The organism is Aeromonas sp. ASNIH2 (assembly GCF_002934795.1).
GTDB classification, from domain to species: Bacteria; Pseudomonadota; Gammaproteobacteria; order Enterobacterales; family Aeromonadaceae; genus Aeromonas; species Aeromonas caviae.
This window is the reverse complement of the sequence record NZ_CP026406.1, coordinates 3,041,943-3,065,874: the sequence shown is the minus strand read 5'-3', so window position 1 is coordinate 3,065,874 and position 23,932 is coordinate 3,041,943. Positions and strand designations below refer to the sequence as shown.

At 62.2% G+C, this 23,932-nt stretch carries 19 protein-coding genes and 1 pseudogene; 11 read left to right on the top strand and 9 right to left on the bottom strand.

What is annotated here, in order from left to right:
• Positions 1-2 precede the first annotated feature (2 nt).
• Both C3F36_RS14605 and C3F36_RS14600 read left to right on the top strand, forming a co-directional pair.
• The gene (locus C3F36_RS14605) at positions 3-1,952 is read left to right on the top strand and encodes a MacB family efflux pump subunit (RefSeq protein WP_104455309.1); all 1,950 of its coding nucleotides are present in this window, start codon (positions 3-5) and stop codon (positions 1,950-1,952) included.
• Positions 1,953-2,220: 268 nt separating this feature from the next.
• On the top strand, positions 2,221-3,558 hold the full coding sequence (locus tag C3F36_RS14600) for an IS4-like element ISAeme15 family transposase (RefSeq protein WP_041205620.1): 1,338 nt from the start codon (positions 2,221-2,223) through the stop codon (positions 3,556-3,558).
• Positions 3,559-3,617: 59 nt separating this feature from the next.
• Here C3F36_RS14600 and C3F36_RS14595 read toward each other — a convergent pair whose 3' ends face one another.
• Positions 3,618-5,513 carry a PhoX family protein gene (locus tag C3F36_RS14595; protein WP_104455308.1) on the bottom strand — a complete coding sequence of 632 codons (1,896 nt, stop codon included), beginning with the start codon at positions 5,511-5,513 and terminating at the stop codon, positions 3,618-3,620.
• 270 nt (positions 5,514-5,783) lie between these two features.
• Positions 5,784-6,692: an SAM hydrolase/SAM-dependent halogenase family protein gene (locus C3F36_RS14590; RefSeq protein ID WP_039041304.1), complete on the bottom strand. Its 909-nt coding sequence runs from the start codon at positions 6,690-6,692 to the stop codon at positions 5,784-5,786.
• A 147-nt stretch (positions 6,693-6,839) separates the two neighbouring features.
• On the opposite strand from C3F36_RS14590, the gene C3F36_RS14585 reads away from it, so the two are divergent.
• The 3 genes from C3F36_RS14585 to C3F36_RS14575 all read left to right on the top strand — a co-directional run bounded on the left by C3F36_RS14585 (position 6,840) and on the right by C3F36_RS14575 (position 10,319).
• The gene (locus C3F36_RS14585; protein ID WP_104455307.1) at positions 6,840-7,346 is read left to right on the top strand and encodes a hypothetical protein; all 507 of its coding nucleotides are present in this window, start codon (positions 6,840-6,842) and stop codon (positions 7,344-7,346) included.
• Positions 7,347-7,520: 174 nt separating this feature from the next.
• Positions 7,521-8,783 carry a DEAD/DEAH box helicase gene (locus C3F36_RS14580; protein ID WP_104455306.1) on the top strand — a complete coding sequence of 421 codons (1,263 nt, stop codon included), beginning with the start codon at positions 7,521-7,523 and terminating at the stop codon, positions 8,781-8,783.
• A gap of 216 nt (positions 8,784-8,999) precedes the next feature.
• Entirely contained in the window at positions 9,000-10,319 is a 1,320-nt protein-coding gene (locus tag C3F36_RS14575; RefSeq protein WP_104455305.1) for a ferredoxin reductase family protein, read from the top strand.
• 90 nt (positions 10,320-10,409) lie between these two features.
• On the opposite strand, the pseudogene C3F36_RS24180 reads toward C3F36_RS14575, so the two are convergent.
• Positions 10,410-10,490, bottom strand: a pseudogene (locus tag C3F36_RS24180) (subclass B2 metallo-beta-lactamase); the annotation flags it as partial.
• Between the two features lie 491 nt (positions 10,491-10,981).
• On the opposite strand from C3F36_RS24180, the gene C3F36_RS23335 reads away from it, so the two are divergent.
• Both C3F36_RS23335 and C3F36_RS23330 read left to right on the top strand, forming a co-directional pair.
• Positions 10,982-12,097 (top strand): hypothetical protein, encoded by a 1,116-nt coding sequence (locus C3F36_RS23335; RefSeq protein WP_128318365.1) that lies wholly within the window; start codon positions 10,982-10,984, stop codon positions 12,095-12,097.
• On the top strand, positions 12,094-12,600 hold the full coding sequence (locus tag C3F36_RS23330; RefSeq protein ID WP_158656120.1) for a hypothetical protein: 507 nt from the start codon (positions 12,094-12,096) through the stop codon (positions 12,598-12,600). The genes C3F36_RS23335 and C3F36_RS23330 overlap by 4 nt, the downstream gene beginning before the upstream one ends.
• Positions 12,601-12,678: 78 nt before the next feature.
• Here the strand turns inward: C3F36_RS23330 and C3F36_RS14560 are convergent, their stop codons facing one another.
• Positions 12,679-14,382, bottom strand: coding sequence for an amidase (locus C3F36_RS14560; RefSeq protein WP_104455303.1), 1,704 nt, complete (start codon positions 14,380-14,382; stop codon positions 12,679-12,681).
• Positions 14,383-14,509: 127 nt separating this feature from the next.
• Positions 14,510-15,607, bottom strand: a complete 1,098-nt coding sequence (gene aguA / locus C3F36_RS14555) for an agmatine deiminase (RefSeq protein ID WP_104455302.1) — start codon at positions 15,605-15,607, stop codon at positions 14,510-14,512.
• Positions 15,608-15,753: 146 nt separating this feature from the next.
• On the opposite strand from aguA, the gene C3F36_RS14550 reads away from it, so the two are divergent.
• Both C3F36_RS14550 and C3F36_RS14545 read left to right on the top strand, forming a co-directional pair.
• Positions 15,754-16,665, top strand: a complete 912-nt coding sequence (locus C3F36_RS14550; RefSeq protein WP_048206938.1) for a LysR family transcriptional regulator — start codon at positions 15,754-15,756, stop codon at positions 16,663-16,665.
• A 440-nt stretch (positions 16,666-17,105) separates the two neighbouring features.
• Positions 17,106-17,441: an endonuclease domain-containing protein gene (locus C3F36_RS14545; RefSeq protein WP_104455301.1), complete on the top strand. Its 336-nt coding sequence runs from the start codon at positions 17,106-17,108 to the stop codon at positions 17,439-17,441.
• Positions 17,442-17,781: 340 nt separating this feature from the next.
• Here C3F36_RS14545 and C3F36_RS14540 read toward each other — a convergent pair whose 3' ends face one another.
• Positions 17,782-18,348 (bottom strand): TetR/AcrR family transcriptional regulator, encoded by a 567-nt coding sequence (locus tag C3F36_RS14540; RefSeq protein WP_104455300.1) that lies wholly within the window; start codon positions 18,346-18,348, stop codon positions 17,782-17,784.
• Positions 18,349-18,515: 167 nt separating this feature from the next.
• Between C3F36_RS14540 and C3F36_RS14535 the strand changes: the two genes are divergently transcribed.
• Together C3F36_RS14535 and C3F36_RS14530 are read left to right on the top strand one after the other, a co-directional pair.
• Entirely contained in the window at positions 18,516-19,553 is a 1,038-nt protein-coding gene (locus C3F36_RS14535) for an alkene reductase (RefSeq protein ID WP_199769601.1), read from the top strand.
• Positions 19,554-19,745: 192 nt separating this feature from the next.
• The gene (locus tag C3F36_RS14530; protein ID WP_104455298.1) at positions 19,746-20,657 is read left to right on the top strand and encodes a MarR family transcriptional regulator; all 912 of its coding nucleotides are present in this window, start codon (positions 19,746-19,748) and stop codon (positions 20,655-20,657) included.
• A gap of 56 nt (positions 20,658-20,713) precedes the next feature.
• Here C3F36_RS14530 and C3F36_RS14525 read toward each other — a convergent pair whose 3' ends face one another.
• The 3 genes from C3F36_RS14525 to prfC form a co-directional block, all read right to left on the bottom strand.
• Positions 20,714-21,658: a bile acid:sodium symporter family protein gene (locus C3F36_RS14525; RefSeq protein ID WP_041214550.1), complete on the bottom strand. Its 945-nt coding sequence runs from the start codon at positions 21,656-21,658 to the stop codon at positions 20,714-20,716.
• Positions 21,659-21,761: 103 nt separating this feature from the next.
• Complete coding sequence (locus C3F36_RS14520; RefSeq protein WP_041211044.1) at positions 21,762-22,100, bottom strand: nuclear transport factor 2 family protein; 339 nt, start codon at positions 22,098-22,100, stop codon at positions 21,762-21,764.
• A gap of 168 nt (positions 22,101-22,268) precedes the next feature.
• A complete protein-coding gene (gene prfC / locus C3F36_RS14515) occupies positions 22,269-23,858 on the bottom strand; it encodes a peptide chain release factor 3 (protein ID WP_089503670.1) in 1,590 nt (529 codons plus the stop codon).
• Positions 23,859-23,932: the final 74 nt, after the last annotated feature.

Here is a 23,932-nt window from a genome sequence, read left to right as displayed (position 1 = left end):
CCATGGGCACCTTGTTGCAACTGCGGGGCATCCGCCGCCACTTCAAAGAGGGTGAGCGCACCGTCACCGTGCTCGATGGCATCGATCTGGCGATCGCCCGTGGAGAGATGGTGGCCATCGTCGGCGCTTCGGGCTCCGGCAAATCCACCCTGATGAACCTGCTGGGCTGCCTGGATCAGCCGAGCGAGGGGGCCTATCTGGTGGCCGGGCGCGATACTGCCACCCTCAGCCGGGACGAGCTCGCCGCCCTGCGCCGGGAGCACTTCGGCTTCATTTTCCAGCGTTATCACCTGCTGGCGGATCTCGATGCCCGCACCAATGTGGAAGTGCCCGCCCTCTACGCCGGTCTGGATCCGGCCGAGCGACGCCAGCGGGCCGAGGCCCTGCTGACCCGCTTCGGCCTCGCCAGCCGGCTCGAACACAAGCCAAGCCAGCTCTCCGGCGGCCAGCAGCAGCGGGTCAGCATCGCCCGGGCCCTCATCAACGGCGGCGAGGTGATCCTGGCCGACGAGCCGACCGGGGCCCTCGACAGCCAGAGCGGCGCCGAGGTGATGGCGAGCCTTCAAGCTCTGCATCGCCAGGGCCACACCCTGGTGATCGTCACCCACGACATGGACATCGCCCGCCACGCCGAGCGGATCATCGAACTGAAAGATGGCCGGGTGATCGCCGATCGCCGCACGCGCGAGCCACAGGCCCTTCCCCAGGCGACCCAGGCCGCCACCAAGACGTCCGCCAGGGGGAAGACCCCGCGGATGGCGGGGCTCGGGAATGCCCTGCAGATGGCCCTCAAGGCCATGGTTGCCCAGCGTCTGCGCACCTTTCTCACCATGCTCGGCATCATCATAGGTATCGCCTCGGTGGTGACCGTGGTGGCCCTCGGCCAGGGCTCCCGGGAGCGGGTGCTGGAGAACATCAACGCCATGGGCACCAGCACCCTGGAGGTGTTCCCCGGCCGCGGCTTCGGGGACATGCGCTCCGCCACCATACAGACGTTGCGGATCGGGGACGCCGAGGCCATCGCCCGGCTGGACTACGTGCACAGCGTCACCCCCAGCCTCAGCACCAGCGCCACCCTGCGTCTTGGCAACACCGCCGTCTCCGGCACCATCAACGGCGTCGGCGCCCAGTTCTTCCAGGTCAGGGGCTATCGCCTGGCCCAAGGCATGGGCTTTGATCGCCAGAGCGAGGAGAGCCTGGCCCAGGAGGTGGTGATCGACGAGCACACCCGGGACAAGCTGTTCGCCCCGACCCAGTCCCCCCTGGGCCAGGTGATCCTGCTGGGGGATCTGCCCTGTCGGGTGATCGGGGTCGCCATCAAGAACCAGAGCGGCTTTGGCAGCGACGAGACCCTCAACGTCTGGATCCCTCATACCACCGCCATGAGCCGCCTGCTGGGGCAGAGCCATCTGCGCAGCATCAGCGTGCGGGTGCGGGACGAGGTGAGCCTGGACGCCGCCCAGGATGGCATCAGCCGCCTGCTCACCCTGCGCCACGGCAGCCAGGACTTCTTCCTGCTCAACACCGACAGCATCCGCCAGACCATCAGCCAGACCAGCGCCACCCTGACCACGCTGATCGCCCTCATCGCCCTCATTTCCCTGATCGTCGGGGGCATAGGGGTGATGAACATCATGCTGGTCTCGGTCACCGAGCGCACCCGGGAGATAGGGGTGCGGATGGCGGTCGGCGCCCGGACCCGGGACATCCAGCAGCAGTTCCTCATTGAAGCCGTGCTGATCTGCCTGCTGGGGGGCGTGCTCGGCATCGCCCTCTCCCTGGTGCTTGGCCAACTGTTCGACCACTTCAGCAGCGGCGTCCGGATGAGCTACTCCCTTGCCGCCATGGGGGTGGCCTGCCTTTGCGCCAGCCTGATCGGGGTAATATTCGGCTTCGCCCCGGCCCGCCGGGCCGCCAGGCTGGATCCCATCCACGCACTGGAGCGCGAATAGCCCGCATTGACGCCGGGGTGACGCCACTCACCCCGACACCGGATCAGGGGCCGATGCCCGGCCCCGCCACCAAGCCTGAACGCCCGCACTTCTTCCCTGAATGCGCGGGTTCTTTGACCGGGTCCCGTACCCGGTCTTTTTTTGTCTCCCGCCCGCCACACCCACAAAAAAAGCCGCCCGAAGGCGCAATGCTGATCAGTTAAGGATCCATTGACCGATCCTTCTGCTGTAGGACAATCCGGAACCAATCACTAGTTCCGGATTTTTTATGTCTATTGCAAACGATTTGAACGATGTTGTTGAGGCATCTGGCGACATGCTGGCTCGGCTGGCCATTTTTGCCGACCATATTCCCGACGAATGGATTACTGCCGCTGCCGCCTTGTCTGAAAAGGCCACTATCCGCCGACGCCGCTTACCTTCTGATATGGTCTTGTGGCTCGTCGTGGGGATGGCCTTTTTCCGCAATGAGCCCATCTCCGAGGTCGCTCGGCGCCTCAACATCTGTGCAGAAGGGTTGGCCAATGATGCCTTGCTCGCGGACAGTGCCCTGTCTCAGGCCCGTCAGCGACTCGGCAAACAGCCGCTCGAGTGGCTGTTCAAACAGTGCGCCGATGTGTGGGGGCGGGAACGTTATCCTGAAGACCATTGGCACGGTTTACAGGTCTTTGCCATCGATGGGGCCCTGTTCCGAACCCAGGATATGCCTGAACTCAGAGCACATTTCGGCTCGGGTAACACCTCAACCAACCGGCAGACACCCTACCCGATGCTGCGGTTGGTCACGCTCATGAATGTCCGCTCGCATGTCATTGCCAACGCGGCCATCAGCCCGTACCGCAAAGGGGAAATCCCCCTGGCCAGCGAGTTCATTCACTCATTGCCGGACAAGTCAGTGACCCTGCTGGATAAAGGCTTCTTCGGTGCCGACCTGTTGCTGCGTATTCAGGCCGAAGACACCGACCGTCACTGGCTCATCCCGGAACGCAAGGGGCTGGTATACACGGAACTTGAGCGCTATGGCGACGGTGACCGTCTGTTGCAAATGACGGTCTCGCCTCAGGCTAGCAAGAAAAACCCGGCGTTGCCGACACACTGGCAAGTTCGCGCAGTGACCTATGAGGTGGCAGGCAAGGAGAAAACGGTCTTTACCTCCCTGCCCGTGGCGCGATTCAGTGCAGCTCAGGTGGCGACCCTGTACCACGAGCGCTGGGAAATCGAGCTGGGATACCGGGATATCAAAAGCGCGATGCAGCACAACGCCATCACGCTGAGAAGCAAGAAAGTGGACTTGGTCTATCAGGAGCTGTGGGGATTGCTGCTTGGATACAATCTGGTCAGGCGGGAGGCCAGCCAGGCCGCCGTAGCCCATCAGCGAGCGCCCAATGAGGTGAGCTTTAAGTTTGCCTGTCAGTTCATCGCGAACCAGATGGCAGTGATGGCGGGCGCGTTATCGCCAGCCCATACGCCACGGAGGTTGGCGGAGTTGCGGGGCTGCATAGGCGTCATGTTCATAGAAAAACGCCCCAGGCCATCGAGACCCAGGGCGGTGAAGATATCAAAGACCCGTTTTCCGGTAAATCGCAATGCGGCTCCGCTTAAGTGAACAGCATTGCGCCCGAAGGCGGCTTTTGTCATCACGGGCCAGTCGGTTACCCCGGGCCATCAGGCGCCGATGATGCCGCCATCGTCCCGGGTGATCCGCAACACAGCGGAGCGGGGAATGGCGGTGCCGCCGTCCGGGAAATGGGAGGGCGCCCCCTCCTCACCCGGGTGCTGCACCCCGACGAACAGAGTGCGCCAGTCAGGCGTGAAGGTGAGGCCCGTTATTTCGCAGGCCACAGGGCCGGTCAGGAAGCGGCGCACCTCGCCGCTCGCGGGATCGGCGCACAGCATCTGGTTGTTGCCCATGCCGGCAAACTGCTTCTCGTTGGAGTAGTCGCCGTCGGTCTGGATCCAGAGCCGCCCCGCCTCGTCGAAGCCGATGCCGTCCGGGCTGTTGAACATGTTGTCCGGATGGATGTTGGCACTGCCCGCCATCAGCCCCTCCTTGTGCACGCCAGGGTTGCCCGCCAGCAGGAAGAGATCCCACTCGAAGCTGTCGCTCCCGTGATCGTCCCCCATCGGGCGCCAGCGGATGATCTGGCCATAGGGGTTCTCGGCCCTGGGGTTGGCGCCATCGAGAGGTTGGTTCTCCTTGAGGCCGCGGTTCTTGTTGTTGGTTAGGGTGCAGTAGACCTCGGCCCTGTGGGGATGCACGGCCACCCACTCGGGCCTGTCCATGGTGGTGGCACCGAGCCGGGTCGCCGCTTCCCGGGCGAAGATGAGCACCTCCCCCTGATCGGCGAAGCCGTTCTCCCGGGTCAGACCATGCTCGCCGTGTACCAGGGGCAGCCACTGGCCGGTGCCCTTGAGCTCCCCCTCCCTCGCCTCGAAGCGGGCCACATAGAGGGTGCCCTCGTCCAGCAGATCCCGGTTGGCGGGGTCATTGCCCGGCGCCACCTTGTTCTTCGAGACGAAGCGGTAGATGTGCTCCCCCCGCTCGTCATCGCCGAGGTAGACCACGGCGCGGCCATCCTGGTTGACGGTGAAGGCCGCATTCTCATGCTTGAAGCGGCCAAGGGCGGTGCGCTTCTTCGGGGTGGAGGCGGGATCGCGGGGATCGATTTCCACCACCCAGCCGAAGCGGTGCGGCTCCTGGGGATGCTTCGCGAGATCGAATCGCTCGTCAAATTTGTGCCAACCAAAGCCCGCATCCTCGGCGGCCAGACCGTAGCGGGCGGCGCGCTGGTCCAGCGCCGGCTTGCCCTCGCTGCCGAAGTAGCCGTTGAAGTTCTCCTCGCAGGTGAGGTAGGTGCCCCAAGGGGTCTGGCCATTGGCGCAGTTGTTGAAGGTGCCAAGGGCGGTGCGCCCCTCGGGATCGGCCTGGGTCTTGAGCAGGGCATGGCCCGCCGCCGGGCCGCTCAATGTCATGGGGGTCGTGGCGGTGATGCGGCGGTTGAGGGCCCCCCTGGGGTTGGCCTGCCACTTGCCACCGATGCGCACCAGCTCCACTAGGGAGATCCCGTGGGCCGCCTGGGCCTTGGCGACAGCCTCTGCACTGAGGGTCTTGCCGCCATCCGCAAACAGGTATTCGTAGTTGGTGTATTCGTTGTTGACGGCGAGCAGGGCGCGATCCGGGCCCAGGGAGAAGAAGCTCATGCCGTCGTTGTTGTCGCCAAACTGGCGGGCCTGGGCCTTGGCGTCATTGCCCTGGGCAAAGGCGGGGGCATCGGGGAAGAGGGCATCTCCCCAGGCGATCAGCACCTCGGCCTTGTAGCCGGGCGGCACCACTATGGTGTCGGCCACCGAGGCGGGCACGGCCTGGAAGCCAAGCAGCGGCCGGGTGGCGGCAGCCACGGCCTGGGCCACGGGGCTCGCGGCAAAGAAGGCCACCATGCTGGCGGCGCCCACCCCTTTGAGGAAGCCACGGCGGCTCAGGCCCGCCTCGATGAGGCGGTTGAATGCCGGCTCCTGCTCGCGGGGGTGGTTGGCACTGTCTTTCTCGTCAAAACGGCTCATCGGCTTTTCCTTGTTATCTCGGCGCAATCATTGCGTCATCACGGCGTCCGGCCACAGCATGGCAGCGCTTTATTAAACGAGGATGACAAATGATGAGATAACCGGCTGGCCCGGCAAGACGCCACCGCCAACGACAAGGGGCGGTGGACACCAGTCCCACCGCCCCAAGAGACACATCGCCGACAGAAGCTCTCCCCTCTATCTAGCCGCACGTCTTCAGACTGCTATGCCCGTTTGTACCGGATAGCACCCGCTGACAGCTGGCAGCCTCTAGCCGCACTTCTTCAGGCTGATATGCCAGTTGGCGCCGGATTGCACCTGATGTTTGGCGGCGAAGCTGTCCATGTTCAGCGCCACCGACACCTGCAACAGGCTGTTGAGGTAGACCAGGGGCTGGCCCTCCGGCACATCGCCAAAGCTGCTGACGTAGGGGGCCTTGCCCTCGTATTTCAGCGCATCCCCTTCGCTGATCCTGATGCAGGCGTTGTCCCCCTTGTGGATACCCGCCTTGGTCAGCAGGCTGTCGTCGATATTGGTCCAGACGTTGCCGTACTGCACGTCCAGGATCGGAATGGTGCCCTTGAGGGTACCGTCTTGCTCGGCCACCGCGGGCTGATAGGGGATGGTCACCACCTCGGCGGGCAGCAGAGGCCCCACCTGCTCGAAGCTGATGGCACCGGAGGCGAGGCGCGCGCCGGTGTAGGCGTAGACGTCGCGGCCGTGGAAGGTGTAGGACTTCTCGGAGCCCTTGAGGCGGTTGGTCTTCTCGTCTATCTGGCGCACCGCCTCGATGCCGAAGTGCTCCGCCACCAGGGTCAGGGTGCCGTTGTCCGGGCTGACGATGTAGTGGCCGCTCCTGGTCTTGAGTACCACCGACTTGCGTTCGGTGCCGACACCGGGGTCCACCACGCTGACGAAGACGGTACCCGCGGGCCAGTATTGCAGGGTCTGATAGAGGCGGTAGGAGGCTTCCCAGATGTTGTAGGCCGGGATCTCATGGGTCAGGTCATGGAGCGGCAGGGTGCGGTCCACCCCGAAGGCGACCCCCTTCATGGCCGAGACGGCGCCATCCTTGAGACCGAAGTCGGTCTGGAACACCAGAGCCTCGTTGGCAAGGGCACTCGCCCCCACCAGAGAGAGAGCGAGCACGAGGGCGCGGGGGACGATACGAATATCCATGTCAGGGCTCCTTTAAAGACGTTTGGACGTCCAGATTGCCACTCAAGGGGATCTTTGCAACCCCTGATGCCCGAATGGGGGGAAAAGACTCGCCAATCCGGACCGCTCGGGTGTATCCATGGGCATTCGACGACAGGAGAGCACCACATGACAGTAGAGAAACGCGACACCATTTTGCTGAGCCTGGGGGAAACCCGGAGCCGAATGCAGATCACCGGGGCGGACGGCGTCAGCCAGACATTTTCGCTGGCCCTGGGGCTGGATGCCCTGACCCCGGGTCCGTTTCGCCGGGACCCGCCGAGCGCCCTGGAGCTGGAGCAGGCCATCCCGGTAACGGAGGATCTGCTGACCCCCCTCGAGCTTGAGCAGGCCATCATGGTGGTGGAAGATGTGCTGATGCCCCTCGCGGCCCATGTTCCGCCTCACCCCCTGGTACAGCTGCAAAGCCCGGTGCCCCTGGCCGAGGTGCTCGGCAACCGGGTGCAGAGCCGGGAGAACATAGAGCGATTGTTCGGCCAGCTGGCCGCCATGGTGGAGGGGGATCCCCTGGCATCGGCCCAGTTGCCGAGGGAGAGGCGCGTCGCCGCCGCCCTGCTGATCCTGCGGGAGTGGATGCACCACCTGGATGCCGGGAGCGTCGCCCTGGTTGACTGAGCCAGCCCGGCCTGAAGAGTCAGCCGAGGCGCTGACAGAGGTATTTCACTGCATCTGACCCTGCGGCCCCGCCGGTCCGCCTTCTGCCCGTGCCGCTGTATCTGTTACCATGCCGGCCACTCTGATCGTTTCCGTCTCGGCCCCTGGCCGCGATAACCCCATACTGGTGCCCCTATGTCCAACGCCTCCTTTGCCGACCTGGCGCTCTCTCCCCGTTTGCAGCAAACCCTGAGCGAACTCGGCTACGCCACGCCGACCCCGATCCAGTCCGCCGCCATCCCGGCCATCCTGGCAGGCCGCGATCTGCTGGCGGGGGCCCAGACCGGCACCGGCAAGACCGCCGCCTTCGTGCTGCCACTGCTGGAGTTGTTGATGCAGGAGCCGCAAGAGGCGTCCCCTCGCCCCATCCGCGCCCTGGTGCTGGTGCCGACCCGCGAGCTGGCGGTGCAGGTTGCCGAGAGCGTCGAGCGCTACGGTCAGGGCACAGGCCTTGCAAGCGCCCTGGTCTACGGCGGGGTCAGCATAGCGGCCCAGGTGGAGGCGCTGAAAGCCGGGGTGGATCTGCTGATCGCCACCCCGGGCCGGTTGCTCGACCATCTGCGCCAGGGGGCGCTGCGCCTGGGCCAGCTAGAGTATCTGGTCTTCGACGAAGCCGATCGCATGCTCGACATGGGCTTCATGGACGAGATCACCGCCCTGCTCAAACAGATACCGGCGGATCGCCAGACCCTGCTGTTTTCGGCCACCTGCGACGACAACCTCTTTGCGCTCAGCAAGGTCTTGCTGCGCGACCCCGAACTGATCGAGGTGGCACCGCGCAACACCACGGCGGCCGAGGTGGAGCAGCGGGTCTATGCGGTGGATGGGGATCGCAAGGTGGCGCTGGTCGAACACATGCTGACCGTAAAGGGCTGGGCACCGGCGCTGATCTTCAGCCGCACCCGACAGGGGGCCGACAAGCTGGCCCAGCAACTCGGCCAGGCGGGCATCAATGCGCTGGCCTTCCACGGGGATCTGTCCCAGAGCGCGCGGGAGAAGGTGCTGCTGGAGTTTCGCGCCGGCACCCTGCAGGCGCTGGTGGCGACCGACGTGGCGGCTCGCGGGCTGGATATCAGCGATCTCAACCATGTGATCAATCTGGAGTTCCCCCATCAGCCGGAGGACTACGTGCACCGCATCGGGCGCACCGGCCGCGCCGGCAACAAGGGGCTCGCCATCACGCTGTTCAGCCCCGAAGATGCGCCCCTGCTTGAAAAAGTCGAAGCCGTGCTCGACGCCCGCCTACCCCAGCAGTGGTTCCCGGGCTTTGAGCCGGATCTCACCCGCTTCGACCCCGAGCCGCGCCGCGCCAGCAAGGGCGCCCAGAAGCAGAAGGCCAGAAAGCAGGCCCTCGCGGGCAACAAGGGCGGCAAGGGCGGCAAGGGCCGAAAGCCCTGACATGGAGGCTCTTGCGGGGGAGCCCCAAAGCACGGGTGCTCCCCTTTCCCTCACGCCGACCCGGGGAGAAACCCTGGCGCCGCCGACCCCCTCTCTTGCTCTCTCCCTTTTGCTCCCCTGACCAGACCGCCCCCAGGCAGATCCTTGCCACACTCTGCTACAAAAGAGGTAGTGAAGGGGCACACTTTCGCCACAAAGCAGGCGTGCAATGGAGGCATGGACAAGGAGGGCATCATGAAACCCGCATCCCTCGTCTGGGCCCTGCCCCTGACCCTCACCCTGCTCTGGCTCGCTGGCCTCACCCAGTGGCCCGCCAGCGTCTGGCCTTGGCGCCACGAGCTGCTGATCCTGACCGGCCTGATTGGCCTTGGCGCCATGACCCTCTCTTTGCTGCTCGCCCTGCGCCTGCCGAGGCTCGAAGCCTGGTGCGGCGGGCTGGATCGCATGTTGCACCTGCACCGCAGCAGCGCCCTCTGGGCCACCGGCACCCTGCTGGCCCACTGGCTGCTGGTGGAAGCCCCCAAGTGGGCCGTCGCCGCCGACTGGCTAACCCGGCCGGCGCGCCGCGGTGCTGGTGCTGGTGCTGGTGCTGGTGCTGGTGCTGGTGCTGGTAACGATGCCCTGTGGCACGAACTCGGCAATACCCTGGGGGAATGGAGTTTCTATCTGCTGCTGGCGCTGGTGGTGGTAAGCCTGCTGGCGGTGGTGCGCTACGAGCGCTTCAAGGTGGTTCACCGGCTGGCTCCGGTCATCTATCTGATGGGCTGGCTGCACGGGCTCTGCCTGCTGCCGCGCATCGGCGCCCTGACCCCGGTCGGCCTGACCCTGCTTATCGGCGGCGGGCTGGGGGCTCTGGGGGCGCTCTACTCCCTGTTTGGCCGGGTGGGGCGGGACGCACGCCGCCAAGGGGCGGTCAGCGCCCTCACCCCTCTGGACGAGCGCACCCTGGAGATCCGGGTTGGCCTCACCGCGCCCCTGCACGGCTACCGCCCCGGGCAGTTCGCCTTCTTCGACTTCGCCGGGCGCGGCGAGCCCCATCCCTACACCCTGGTCAATGTCTCGGCGGATGGCCGCACCCTGACACTGGCGGTGCGCGCCCTCGGGGATCACACCCGCTGGCTGCACCGCCACCTCAAGGTGGGGGATGGGGTCACCGTGACCGGCCCCTATGGCGCCTTCGCCCTGCCGGATCCCGCCCCCGCGCTCTGGGTGGGCGCCGGTATCGGCATCACCCCCTTCGTCGCCTGGCTGGAGGCCCTGGTGCGCCGCGGCGAAAAACGCCCCGGCACCACCTTGCTGCAATGCGCCCCCACCGCCGAGGCCGCCCCCTATCATAGGCGGCTGGCCGAGCTGTGCCGTAGGGCCGGGGTCGACTACCGGCTGCATCTGGAGTCAGAGCGTGGCCGACTGGATCTGGCCGCCCTGGGTGAACGCCAGCACACCCCTGTGTGGTTCTGCGGCCCCGAGCCCATGGCCCAGACTCTGGATACCCATCTGGCAGCCCCGCTGCACCGGGAGCTGTTCCGCTTCCGCTGACAGGCCAGCCCGGCGCGTTCAGTCATTGGCCTGATATTAGGGGAACTGGGAGACGGGCGGGCACGGGCCCCCTTGAGCGGGCCACGCCCCCGCCGCCCGCACGCTGCCGCCCCAGAAGCTCGCCACCAGTATCAAGGCCCCGGCCAGCCCGTATTTGATCCAGGATTTCATCGTCTTGCTCCCCTCTCGTTGGCCCTCGCCACTCTGTGGCAAGCGGGCCCATTTATCAGTGGGCAGAAGATAGAAGGGATATGTAAGGGGAGAATGAGGCTGTGTGAAGCCAAGGTGAAGTCTGGGGAAATTGCGGGTAGGCGTTATCACCAGCCCCGCAAAAGGCGATATAGAAAGCAATGACCAAACCACGCAGGGACGATTAGCGCAGCGTCATCGTCCGCATACCGCTGCACACCGAGTCATGGCAATACTGGCGGCCCCCTGTATTTCAGCAACCTCTCAGCCACGACCTATTCGCGATCGTCCGAATACGCTTCGCTCTTCAATCCAACGACCTGTCGCTTAAGCCAAGCTGACCGCTACGCCCCTATCAAAATGGTGGATGTCCCAAAATCTCTCAGGATCTTTCCCTTAAAATATATGTTCTTAGGGGATTGAACGGAATTTAAGCGACACTTACAATCCTTCATAATAAAAAGGAGAGTTGTATGGAAAAAGGACTGATTAGTTTTTTTGATGTTAGTCATTGTGGCTTTTATAAAATAAAACAAAAGCAAGACCATATCTTTCATAGCGGCTCAATGAAAGATATTATTTCTGCGGTTGAAACATGGGTGTCCAAACGAGAAGTAAGGAATACAATCCCATGGGATATTTCATCAAATCCATATAGGCGAAGAGTTTACTGCAAATCTACATTTCATAATAATGAAACAGATGACTACTTGTTTGTTTTTTGGAAACAGTATGGAGAAGATGGAGGTAATGTAAATGGTATTGTGGGGGATTCTGCTGTTGGAGATAAAGATGACGCCGCTCATTTAATAAATGCTAAGGTTGGGGATAGAGATCTTATTCTTGGCCAACCTATGTACTACTGGTTTATTCCATCAAAAAACATCCTTGCATCTATAAAATTCCCCCACTCATTATCTGATACTGATGATGTAGCTCAATATATAAGACATTGTGTCACGCTAAGAATTGATGATCCAAGAAAGACAATTCATGAATCACCAATTCACAACCATCATTCTGGAAGAGACATTATCACTAAACGAGTAACTTACAATGATCCTTCTGATGACTCATCACTTACATTTAAATTTAAAGCTGAGACTAAAGAACTTAGTGTGACAAAAGAAAAGATAAAATCACTAGCAAATAAAATATCTCACATCGTTGTTAGAGAGACTATTTCATCAACAAAGAGAGTCGAAGGAGATGGCATTTTCACACTGTGGGGTAAATTAAATAAAAAAAGAGACATAACGAATAGCAAGCAAGTTGAGATTATCACCGATGAAGAGCTAACACCTTTAGCATTATATGAAATGCTAGAGGTTTATCAGGAAGAAAGAAACCCTGATAGTATTTGGGATAAACTAGGCTTTAAATGTGGAGGAAGAGATAAACCTACAAAATGGTTTGATTCTTACATAGAGAAAAAAAGCATTCAACTATCAGAGAGTAGTAAGGTTAACAATAGCTACTTCCCTGCAAAAACAGTTCTGGATGCATTATCTAGTTGTCGAGAAAGCCTGCTCGACTTCACTATTGAAGATGATATCGATTGGGGTGACAATGAGAGTATTGCATCATGAAAAAGATTTATTTCATACAAGCATCTTTACTACTCATGAGTTTTATTATGTCTTGGTTAAGCTCAGGAAAAATAAGCTCAAGTGATTTGACATCTCTTTTGTCAACATTGCAGAACATCTCAGCAGCAGTCTTTACCACTGCAGGAATCTGGATCGCCTATATATACCCAGAAGCTATTTCCTCATTTACCAATCCAGATAAAATAGCTCTCATCAAAGGAACTGAAAGTACAGAGCAAGTTAAGAGCCTCGTCTTCACAGTAATAACATCCGCATCCGTACTGACATGCACGTTATTATTTGGAGTGCTTTCCCTTTTATATAAAAACTCAGATCTGGTAATCGAGAATAAAGGGGGGGTTGTGCTCATATCAACAACATTTGTTGTCTATCTATCATTAAATCAAACCAAAGCCATACTAGGCGTAATTATAAATACTCTACGATTCGTCAGTAAATTATTTTATCTAAAGACAGAAAGAGAAGTTAACGATGACCTTTAATATACAAGCCACCCATAATACGGGTGGCTTTAAATTTTATTACCTGGTCCAATAGGAACATTTAGCCCGTAACGAACATCACACCAACGGCGGCGTGCGCGGCGGCACCTGGCGCTTGCTGCCGGTGGACTCGAAGGCCGAGGCGAAGCGCAGCAGGTTGTTGTCGTCATAGGCGCGGCCGGCGAAGGTCAGGCCCACCGGCATACCGATATCGGCCATGATGCCCATGGGGACGGTGACGGTCGGCACGCCGAGGTGGCGAATGGCGAGGTTGCCGTTGGCAACCCAGATGCCGTTGCTCCAGGCGATATCGGCGGAGGCCGGATTCACGTCCGCGTCAGCCGGGGCGACATCGGCGACGGTCGGGAACAGCACGGCGTCGAGCTTGAGCCCGTCCATCCACTCTTCCAGATCCAGCTTACGGGTCTTCTCCAGACCACGCAGGCCGTCCGGCACAGAGGCAATCTCGTCGAAACGCTTGAGACCGCGCTTGGCCATCTTGACGTACTCGTCCATGCCGGCGGCGAGATCCCCCTCGCGGTTCGGCAAGGTGCCCGGATCGTGGGGGAAGATCTTCGGCCCATCGACATCTTCAAGTTTGTTCAACTTGGGATCGCCGTTGGCGCGCAGGAAGTCGTCGAACGCCCAGCCGGATAGCTCCCACAGCTCGTCGTTGAGAAACTCCGGGCTCACGATGCCGCGATTGAACACGGTCGGCGCGCCGGGTCTGTCCCCTTCGCAGTTGGAGACCAGCGGGAAGTCCACTTCGATGACCTCGGCGCCCGCGGCTTCCAGCGCCTTGCGCGCCTCTTCCCAGAGGGCAATCACGGCCTCGCGGGTATGGATGCGCTGACCGGTCGGGCCGCCGATGCCGGGGTTGTCGCTGGTGCCGGCCAGTTCATCTTTGTTGATAAACATGCGCGGCACGCCGAGGCGCTTGCCCTTGAGGGCGTCGGGCTTGGCAGCCAGATCCAGATAGGAAGCCGGACGCACTTCGGAGGCCTTGGGCAGTTGCACCCAGGGCTGCATGCGCCAGAGATCGCCACGAGTCTCGGCATCGTCGGCGACCACCACATCCAGCACTTCCAGCAGATCGGCCATGGTGCGGGCATAGGGCACGACGACGTCCATGGTCGGGGTCAGGGGCCAGTTGCCGCGCACCGAAATCACGCCACGGGACGGGGTGTAGGCACACAGACCGTTGTTGGAGGCAGGGCCCCGGCCGCTCGACCAGGTCTCTTCCGCCAGACCAAAGGCGGCGAAGCTCGCGGCGGTGGCAGTACCGGCACCGTTGGAGGAGCCGGAGGCAAAGGGCGCGGTCAGGTAGTCGGCGTTGTAGGGGCTCTCGGCACGGCCATAGACGCCGCGCTGCATGCCGCCATTGGCCATGGGGGGCATATTGGTCTTGCCAAGGCAGATGGCACCGGCGGCGCGCAGGCGCTCAACGGTAAAGGCATCACGCTGGGCCACCAGATCCTTGAAGGCCGGGCTGCCGGAGGCGGCGGTCAGCCCCTTGACCAGATAGCTGTCCTTGGCGGTGTAGGGGATGCCGTCGAGCGGGCTCAGGGTTTCCCCACGGGCGCGGCGGGCATCGGAAGCCTCGGCCTCTTTCAGGGCATCGGGGTTGGGCACCACGACGGCATTGAGGCGGGTTTGTGTCTCGGGGCCATTGTAGGCCTCGATCCGGGCCTGATAGGCCTCGACCAGTTCGACCGCGGTGGTGCGGCCTGATTCGAGCGCGGCACGCAGCTCGGCAATGGAAACCTCGGTCACTTCGATCATGGGGATCTCCTGTAAAAGGGTGACTGTTTGTCATGATGATCGCCGCATCGGCGCCTGCGACCATCACATTATCAAGAGATAAAACCCCACGGCGTGGGGTTTTGAATTTCTACACTCTTCGACCAGCTTATTTGCCGGAAGGGATCTGCTGGGTAATGCAGTGGATATTGCCACCGCCCAGCAGGATCTCGCGGGCCGGTACACCGACGACCTTATGCTCCGGGAAGATCTCTTCCAGAATGCGCTGGGCTTCGCCGTCGGTGGCGGCATCCAGCAGCGGGTAGACGATGCGATCGTTGGTGATAAGGAAGTTCACGTAGGAGCCGGCCAGACGGCCTTCTGCCTCGCGCGGCACACCAGTACCGCTCTCGACACCGGCAGACTCCTCTTCGGTGCAGAACAGCGGGCCCGGCTGGGGCAGCTTCCACACTTTCAGCTTGCGACCCTTGGCGTCGACCGCCGCTTCCAGCACCTTGAGGGCGGCCAGGGAGCGGGCGTACTGGGGATCGTTCTGGTCGTCAGTCCAGTGCAGGGCCACTTCACCCGGACGCACGAAGCAGCACATGTTGTCGATGTGGCCGTCGGTCTCGTCCATGTAGACGCCTTCGTCCAGCCAGATAAAGCTCTTCACACCCAGATAGTCGCGCAGGTGTGCTTCGATTTGCTCTTTGCTCAGGTGCGGGTTGCGGTTTTCGTTGAGCAGGCACTCGGCGGTGGTCAGGCAGGTGCCTTCGCCATCCACATGGATGGAGCCCCCTTCCAGAATGAGCGGTGCATCGTAACGATCCATGCCGTGCTGTTCCAGCATCCGGGCAGCGACCTCTTCATCCTGGTTCCACGGGTAGTAGAGACCACCCTTGTGGCCGCCCCAGGCGTTGAAGCCCCAGTCAACCCCACGGCACTCGCCTGCGGCGTTGGTGACGATGGTGGGGCCAGTGTCGCGGGCCCAGCAGTCATCGCTGGCCATCTCCACCAGGGTAACGTGGGCGGGCATGATGCCACGGGCCTGCTCCATAAACTGGGCCGGCACCCCCATAAAGACCGGCGTCGCGCCACCGATGGCATCCGCCACCTTGGCGAAGGTGGCCTGGGCGAAGCGACCGGCTTCCCGCCAGTTGTCCGGGCGGAACGGCCAGATCATCCAGACGGCCTGCTGGTGAGCCCATTCGGCGGGCATGGTGAAGCCGTCGGCGGCCGGCGTGGAATTTATGGTCTTGATGCTCATCGCAAGGCTCCTTGCATGGATTGAGGCCCCCGATTTGCCTGGGAACCCTGAAAAAATAAGAGTGGGTCGCAGTGTAAGAAGTTGCGCGCCCATCCATCAAATGAATAGGATTAATTGTCCCATAAACACGGCGAATAATCCCCCCCATGAAACTGCACCAGCTCGACCTCAATCTGCTGCTCGCCTTTGACGCCCTGATGACGCAAGGGAGCGTGACGCGCGCCGCCGAATCGCTCTTTATCAGCCAGCCCGCCATGAGCCACTCCCTCGGCCGGTTGCGGGCCTTTCTCGGCGACCCGCTGCTGGTGCGCACGCCCCAGGGGATGTTGCCGACTCCCCGGGCCCAGCGCCTGCATCTGGGGGTGCAGCAGGCGCTGCGGCTGCTGGAGCAGCAACTCTGGGAGGAGGACGAGTTCGCGCCGCGTCAGTCGAAGCGCCGCTTCGTGCTCTGCACCACGGATTACGTGGAGTGCGTGCTGATCCCGCCCCTTATCCAGCGCCTCAGGAAGCTGGCCCCCGGCGTCACCATCGAAATCCGCATCCTGCGCGATACCCTGCCCGAAGCCGAGCTGGCGAGCGGCGAGATAGATCTCGTGCTGGGGTTTGACGAGTACATGCAGGTGCCGGGGTATCTGGGCAAGGAGACCTGGCTCACCGAACCCCTGGCCGGTCTGGTGCGCGCCACCCTGGAGCTGGAGGAGGAGCGCATCACCCTCGACCAGCTAATCGAGATGCCCCATGTGTTCCACTCGCCGCTCGGCACCTCGGAGGCGAGCCTCGACCGCTATTTGCAGAGCCTGGGCCATAGCCGCACCATCTCGGTCAACAGCCAGAGCTATATGTCCGCCGCCGCCATCGTGAGCCAGAGCGATCACCTCTTGGTACTGCCCAGCATGGTGGCCGAGCTGCTCGCCAGCCACTGGCCGCTGAAAAGCCTGCCCCTGCCCGACGACGTGCCGGACTATCACCTCAACTGCGTCTGGCACCCGGTCCACGCCCAGCAACCGGCCTTGATCTGGTTGAAGGCGCTGATGAAGGATCTGGTGAATCCGGGCTAAGCGGCAGCGGCTGGCATACCAAAGCAGCATGCGCAGCAGCCGGCCCAGGTGTGGCTCAAGCATCTGATGAAAGAGCTGGTGACTCCTGAATAACCCGACGGCGTGTGACTCCCCCCTCATCCCCAACCCTTCTCCCGCAAGGGGAGAAGGGAGCGGATCTGCGCCACTGGCAGCATCGCAAACAACCTGTCTGCTAGGGCGGAATACATCCCACCAGCACATCGACCTGTCGATTCATCAGTTCATCAGTTCATCAGTTCATCAGTTCATCAGTTCATCAGTTCACGATGGCCCCGAGATGACCAACAAGATGACAACTGTCACTCGATCTGTCCCCTCTCCCTCTGGGAGAGGGCCAGGGTGAGGGGAAGCAACCCACTCAGTCACCAGACCGGGGAATGGCTATATCTAATAGGGTCAAACAGCTCTGGATAGGCACCATGAGAACCCATCCGTTTGCCAAGCGCATGAGGCGAGAAGCCACCCTTGCCGAACAGAAGCTGTGGCTGCAATTGCGCGACCGCCGTCTGGCCGGGGTGAAATTCCGTCGCCAGATGCCCATCGGGCCCTACATTGTCGATTTCATCTCTCTTGAGCAGAGGTTGATCATCGAGGTCGATGGATCGCAGCACAACGAACCGGCAGGGCGGCAACATGATGGCGCAAGAACGGCCTACCTCAATCAGCAAGGCTTTCGGGTGATCAGGGTGTGGAATAACGATGTGTTGAGTCGGATGGAGGCCGTACTGGCCCATATTTGGCTCTCATTGCGCTGAGCAGAGCCCTCCCCTTCATCCCCAGCCCTTCTCCCATTCTTTTGTAGATGAGCGGGAGAAGGGAGCAAACAACCCGGCGGCGTGTGGCATCCCCAGCAACAACCATGGCTCCCGCAAGGGGAGAAGGGAACAAACAACCCAGCGGCGTGTGGCCTCCCCCAGAAACAGCCATGGCTCCCGCAAGGGGAGAAGGGAACAAACAACCAAGCGGCGTGCGACCTCCCCCAGAAACAACCATGGCTCCCGCAAGGGGAGAAGGGAGCAAACAACCCGGCGGCGTGTGGCATCCCAGCAACAACAAAGGCTCCCGCGGGAGCCTTTGTTGTTTCCATCCTCGCCATCACGCCCGCAGGGCGCTCATCATCCGGGCGACGACACCGGCCAGCAGAGGGCGGTCGGGGTGGCACTGGGCGAAGGTGACCAGTCCCTGGATATGGACCTGCAAGAAGGCGGTCAGGGTGGGGATGTCCCCCTCTTTTGCCAGCTCCCCCTGCGCCTTTGCCAGGGCCAGCTGCCCGGCCAGATCCTGTTCCAGCTCGCCATAGATGGCCTTGAAGCGAAGGTGCAGCTCCTCGTCCTGCTCCGTCAGCTCCATCAGGGTGCGGGTCAGCAGGCAGGAGCCCTGCAGGGCATCGTCCACCACCTGCTCGAGGAAGGCGTGCAGCCCCGCCAGCGGGCTGGGCTGTGCCAGGCAGCGGCGGCGCAGGGCCCCCTTCTCTGCCACATAGTGATCGACCGCCGCCAGCAGCAGGCCGCGCTTGTTGCCAAAGGCGGCATAGAGGCTGCCCGGGTGCAGGCCGGTTGCGGCCACCAGCTCCTGCATGGTGGTCTTGGCATAGCCTTTGGCGCGAAAGGCTTCCATGGCGTTTCGCAAGACGGCATCCCGATCGTATTCGGCGCTGCGCATGGGGTCTCCGGTGGCAAGGTCCCGCGGGACGGAAAAAACAGGGCGGCAAGTTTACCCCAGCCTCCCCCGTCAATCCATGTTGAATGCTTGCTCAAAAAATACTTGCACACAAACCAAAAAACGTCTTGAATGCCCGTTCAAGAATCACTCCCTCAGGACAGACGATCATGAATACCCTGTTTCAGCCCTATCGCCTCAACGACACCCTCACCCTCGCGAACCGTTTCATGATGGCCCCCCTCACCCGCTGCATGGCGGGCCCGGGTCTGGTGCCCACCGAACAGATGGCCGCCTACTACAGCCGCCGCGCCGACATCGGCCTCATCATCTCCGAAGCCACCATCATCCGTCCGGACGGGCAGGGCTACCCCAATACCCCTGGGCTCTACAGCGCCGAACAGATCGCCGGCTGGAAGAAAGTGACCAGCGCCGTGCATGCCAACGGCGGCAAGATCTTCGCCCAGCTGTGGCACGTGGGCCGTCTCTCCCACCCCTTCTTCCACCACGCCGAAGTGCTGGCCCCCTCTGCCATCGCCCATGAGGGCACGGTGCCGCGCATGCGCGAGCTGGTCTATCAGGTGCCCCGCGCCCTGACCGGGAGCGAAATCGCCCAGCTGGTCGAGGATTACGCCCAGGCCGCCGCCAACGCCATCGAGGCGGGCTTTGACGGGGTGGAGATCCACGGTGCCAACGGCTACCTCATCGATCAGTTCCTGCACCACGCAAGCAACCTGCGCACCGACAACTACGGCGGCAGCCCCGAGAACATGAGCCGCTTCGCGCTGGAGGTAGTGGATGCCATCGCCGCCCGCATCGGCGGGGATCGCACCGGCCTTCGTCTCTCCCCCGGCGCCTATGTGCATCTGGAAGGGGATGCCCGGGATCGCGCCGTGTTCGACCACCTGCTGGCCGAGCTGAACCAGCGCACTCTGGCCTATCTGCACCTGGGTATCTTCGATGACAGCCTCACCTTCGACTACCTGGACGGCCACGCCTCCGACTACCTGCGAGCCCGCTACGACGGCCACCTGGTGGGGGTGGGCAACTACAGCGCCGAGACCGCGCTCGAGGCCATCGAGGCGGACCGCTTCGACCTCGTCGCCATCGGTCGCCCCCTCATCGCCAACCCGGACTACCTCGCCAAGGTGAAGCAGGGGGAGGCGCTGACCCCCTATGCCGACACCATGCTGGCAGAACTGGTCTAACCCTCGCCGGCGCCTTGCCTGACCAAGGATGGGATCCGCGCCCCCGCGCGGGTTTCCAATGTTTGGGCCCTCTCCCGGGCCCTTTTTTCTGCCTGCCTTTCGCCCTTTTTCACGCAAATAGTTGTCATCAACAACCAAAAGATGGTATTGGTTGCGCATAACAACCAAATGCCATCACAAGGAGACAACCCCATGGATCCCCGCCCCCTGCGCGCCCTGTCGAGGGAACTGGTACGCGAACTCGGCATGCTCTCCCAGCAGTGCGGCTCGCTGGCCCTGAGCCCCCTGGAGGCCCACCTGCTCATCGAGCTGGAGAACGGTCCCGCCACCAACCAGCAGCTTGCCGAGCGCCTTCGCATCGACAAGTCCAACGCCAGCCGCCCCCTGGCCCGCCTCGCCGAACGGGAGCTGATCGCCTGGCAACCCCACCCCTCGGACGGGCGCAGCAAGGAGGCGAGCCTCACCGCGCCGGGCAAGGCACAGCTTGAGGAGCTGCACCGGCAGATGGACGAGACCATGGCGGGGGCCCTGGCCCAGCTCTCCCCCGCCGAGTGCGAGCAGATCTGGGAGGGCATGCGGCTCTATCGCAGCGCCCTCTCCCGCACCCGCCGCCAACAGGGGTTCGTCATCCGCCCCATCACCCCGGCCGACAATCCCCGGATCGCCGCCGTGGTGCGCACCGTCTCCGCCGAATACGGCCTCACCGCCGACAAGGGGTACGGGGTGGCGGATCCCAACCTCGATTTTCTCCACGAGACCTATCAGGGGGAGCGCAGCCGCTACTGGGTGATTGAGGGACCGGACGGCGCCATTCTCGGCGGGGGCGGCATAGCGCCGCTGGCGGGGGCAGCGGATGTGTGCGAGCTGCAGAAGATGTACTTCCTGCCCGCCCTGCGAGGGCTGGGCCTGGGACGGCGGCTGGTGTTGCAGGCGCTGGCCGAGGCTCGCGCCCTGGGTTACCAGCGCTGCTATCTGGAGACCACCGCCGTGCTGCGGGAAGCCACCGCCCTCTATGAATCCCTGGGCTTCGAACACCTGCCGGGGCCCCTTGGCTGCACGGGCCACGACGCCTGCGAGATCTGCATGGTACTGGCGCTCGACTAGCTCAAACAACAACTAGGGGCCCATGGCCCCTAGTTGTTTCATCTGTCGCCCCCTGATCAGCCAGCGCTCTGCTCCAGGGTCCCAGCAGGCCGGGAAAGCGGCCGCTTGGCCCAGACCCCGGCCAGCAGCGAGCCGGACAGGTTGTGCCAGACCGAGAAGAGGGTACCAGCCATGGCCGAGGCGGGAGTGAAGAACTTCATGGCCAGCGCCGTGGCGAGGCCAGAATTCTGCAACCCCACTTCGAAGGCCACGGTGCGGCAGATCCGCTCCTCAAAGCCCAGCCAGCGACTGACCCAGTAGCCCGCCGCAATGCCGATGCCGTTGTGCAGGATCACCGCCAGCGCCACGATGGGGCCGATGCTGGCGAACTGCCCTGCGTTGAGGGCGACCACGATGGCGATGATCATGACGATGGCGGCCATGGAGACGAGCGGCAGCACGGGCTCGATACGTGCAGTCAGGGAGTGGAGGAAAACATTGGCAACCACCCCGAACACCACGGGTATCAGCACTATCTTCACCAGGCTCAGCAGCATGTCCAGCACCGGCACGTCGACGCTCTTGCCAGCCAGCAGCTGCACCAGCAGGGGGGTGACGAGCACCCCGAGCAGGGTGGAAAGAGCTGTCATGGTGATGGAGAGAGCCACATCGCCCTTGGCCAGATAGCACATCACGTTGGAAGAGGTGCCACCGGCGACGCTGCCCACCAGCACCATGCCCACGGTCAACTCGGCATCAAAGCCCAGCAACAGGCTGACCAGCAGAGCGGCCAGCGGCATCACGCTGAACTGCAATACCAGCCCGAGGCCGATGGCCTTCTTGTTGCGCACCACGTCGAGGAAGTTCTGGGGTTTGAGGGTCAGCCCCATGGCCAGCATGATGATGGTCAGCAGCGGCACTATCTGGCCCTTGAGGCCGACGAAGGGCTCGGGCTGCCAGTAGGCCAGCAGGGAAAACAGCAGGGCCCAAAGCGGGAAGAGGTGGGTGATGCGTCCAAGCATGGTGTACTCCTTGTTATTGTCCAGACGCGGGCAGACCAGGGGATGCCCGCAGGGAACTTTCTCTTATACCAGCTTTGTCGCCGGCAGGCCCGTGTAGCGGCGCTCAGGAAGGGAAATAGAACCAGGCGGTCTGGATAAGACCCTCCTTCACCTCGAACACCGCCACGCTCTCGATGGGCTCGGGGGAGAGGCCGTGGATCAGCTCGTGATCGAACACCTTGTTGCCCATGACAGTGCGTGACAGCAGCTCGGCCTTGAGCTGCGGGTTGTTGAATCTGTGCTCCGCATAGAAGGCCCGCAGCGCCCCCTTGCCGACTGTGCTCGGCGTCTCGGTCGGCATGCGATAGCCTTTGAAATCCGGGGCAAAGCAGGCCACGAAGGCGTCGAGGTCGTGGGCATTGTAGGCGGCAAACTGCGCCTCTACGGGTTGGGTGACGGACATGTCTCTCTCCATGTGTGAAATTTAAATCACTTATTCTTTATTTTTATTCACCCATCAAGCCCCGGATGGGGATCGCCGCCCCTTCCAATGAAACGCCCCATAACAAAAAACCCCGCCGAAGCGGGGTCTCTCTGGTCATCCGCCACCCGCTGTGCGCGGGCGGGGTGATCAGTGTTCGCGGGTCTGGCGGAAGTGAACGTCCGGGTGACGCTCCTGGGCCAGGCGCAGGTTGACCATGGTCGGCGCGATGTAGGTGAGGTTGTCACCCCCATCGAGGGCCAGGTTGACCTCGTTCTTGCGCTTGAACTCCTCGAACTTCTTGACGTCGGTCCCTTCCACCCAGCGGGCGGTGGCGACGTTGACCGCCTCGTAGATGGCCTCGACGTTGTACTCGCTCTTGAGGCGCGAGACCACCACGTCGAACTGCAGCACACCGACCGCACCGACGATGAGATCGTTGCTGATGAGCGGACGGAACACCTGCACCGCCCCCTCCTCGGAGAGCTGCACCAACCCCTTGAGCAGTTGCTTCTGCTTGAGGGGGTCACGCAGGCGGATGCGGCGGAACAGTTCAGGTGCGAAGTTCGGGATGCCGGTGAACTTGAGATCTTCACCCTGGGTGAAGGTGTCGCCGATCTGGATGGTGCCGTGGTTGTGCAGACCGATGATGTCGCCGGCACAGGCCTCGACCGCCTGTTCACGGTCACCGGCCATGAAGGTGACGGCGTCGGAGATGTTCACATCCTTGCCGATGCGCACGTGACGCATCTTCATGCCCTTGGAGTAAGTGCCTGACACGATACGCATAAAGGCGATACGGTCGCGGTGTTTCGGGTCCATGTTCGCCTGGATCTTGAACACGAAACCGGAGAACTTCTCCTCGGTCGCCACCACTTCGCGGCTCTCGGCCTTGCGCGGCATGGGGGCAGGCGCCCAGTCGGTCAGGCCGTCCAGCATGTGGTCGACGCCGAAGTTGCCGAGGGCGGTCCCGAAGAAGACCGGGGTCATCTCGCCGGCGATGAAGGCATCGTGATCGAACTCGGGAGAGGCGCCCTGCACCAGCTCCAGCTCGCCACGCAGCTGGGCAGCCAGATCGTCGCCGATGGCGGCATCCAGCTCGGGGTTGTTCAACCCCTTGACCACCCGCTTCTCCTGGATGGTGTGGCCCTGACCGCTCTGATACAGGTAGGTCTCGTCCTTGTAGAGGTGATAGACCCCCTTGAAAGATTTGCCACAGCCGATGGGCCAGGTGATGGGGGCGCACATGATGTTGAGCTCACGCTCCACCTCGTCCATGACCTCCATCGGATCGCGCACTTCGCGGTCCAGCTTGTTCATGAAGGTGAGGATGGGGGTGTCGCGCAGCCGGGTCACTTCCATCAGCTTGCGGGTCCGGTCTTCAACACCCTTGGCGGCGTCGATGACCATCAGGCAGCAGTCGACCGCCGTGAGGGTACGATAGGTATCTTCGGAGAAGTCCTCGTGACCCGGGGTATCGAGCAGGTTGACCAGGCAGTCGGCGTAGGGGAACTGCATCACGGAAGTGGTGATGGAGATACCGCGCTGCTTCTCCATCTCCATCCAGTCGGATTTGGCGTGCTGGCCCGAGCCACGGCCCTTGACGGTACCGGCGCGCTGAATGGCCTGTCCGAACAGCAGGACCTTTTCGGTGATGGTGGTTTTACCCGCATCCGGGTGCGAGATGATCGCAAAAGTGCGTCTCTTGGAGACTTCACTCAGAAATTCAGCTGACATAATTCGACGTTCTTCTATTGAGCGGCGGCCTGGAGCCACCGTGGGAAAAATGCGGGACAGCACCTTGGAATCAGGGC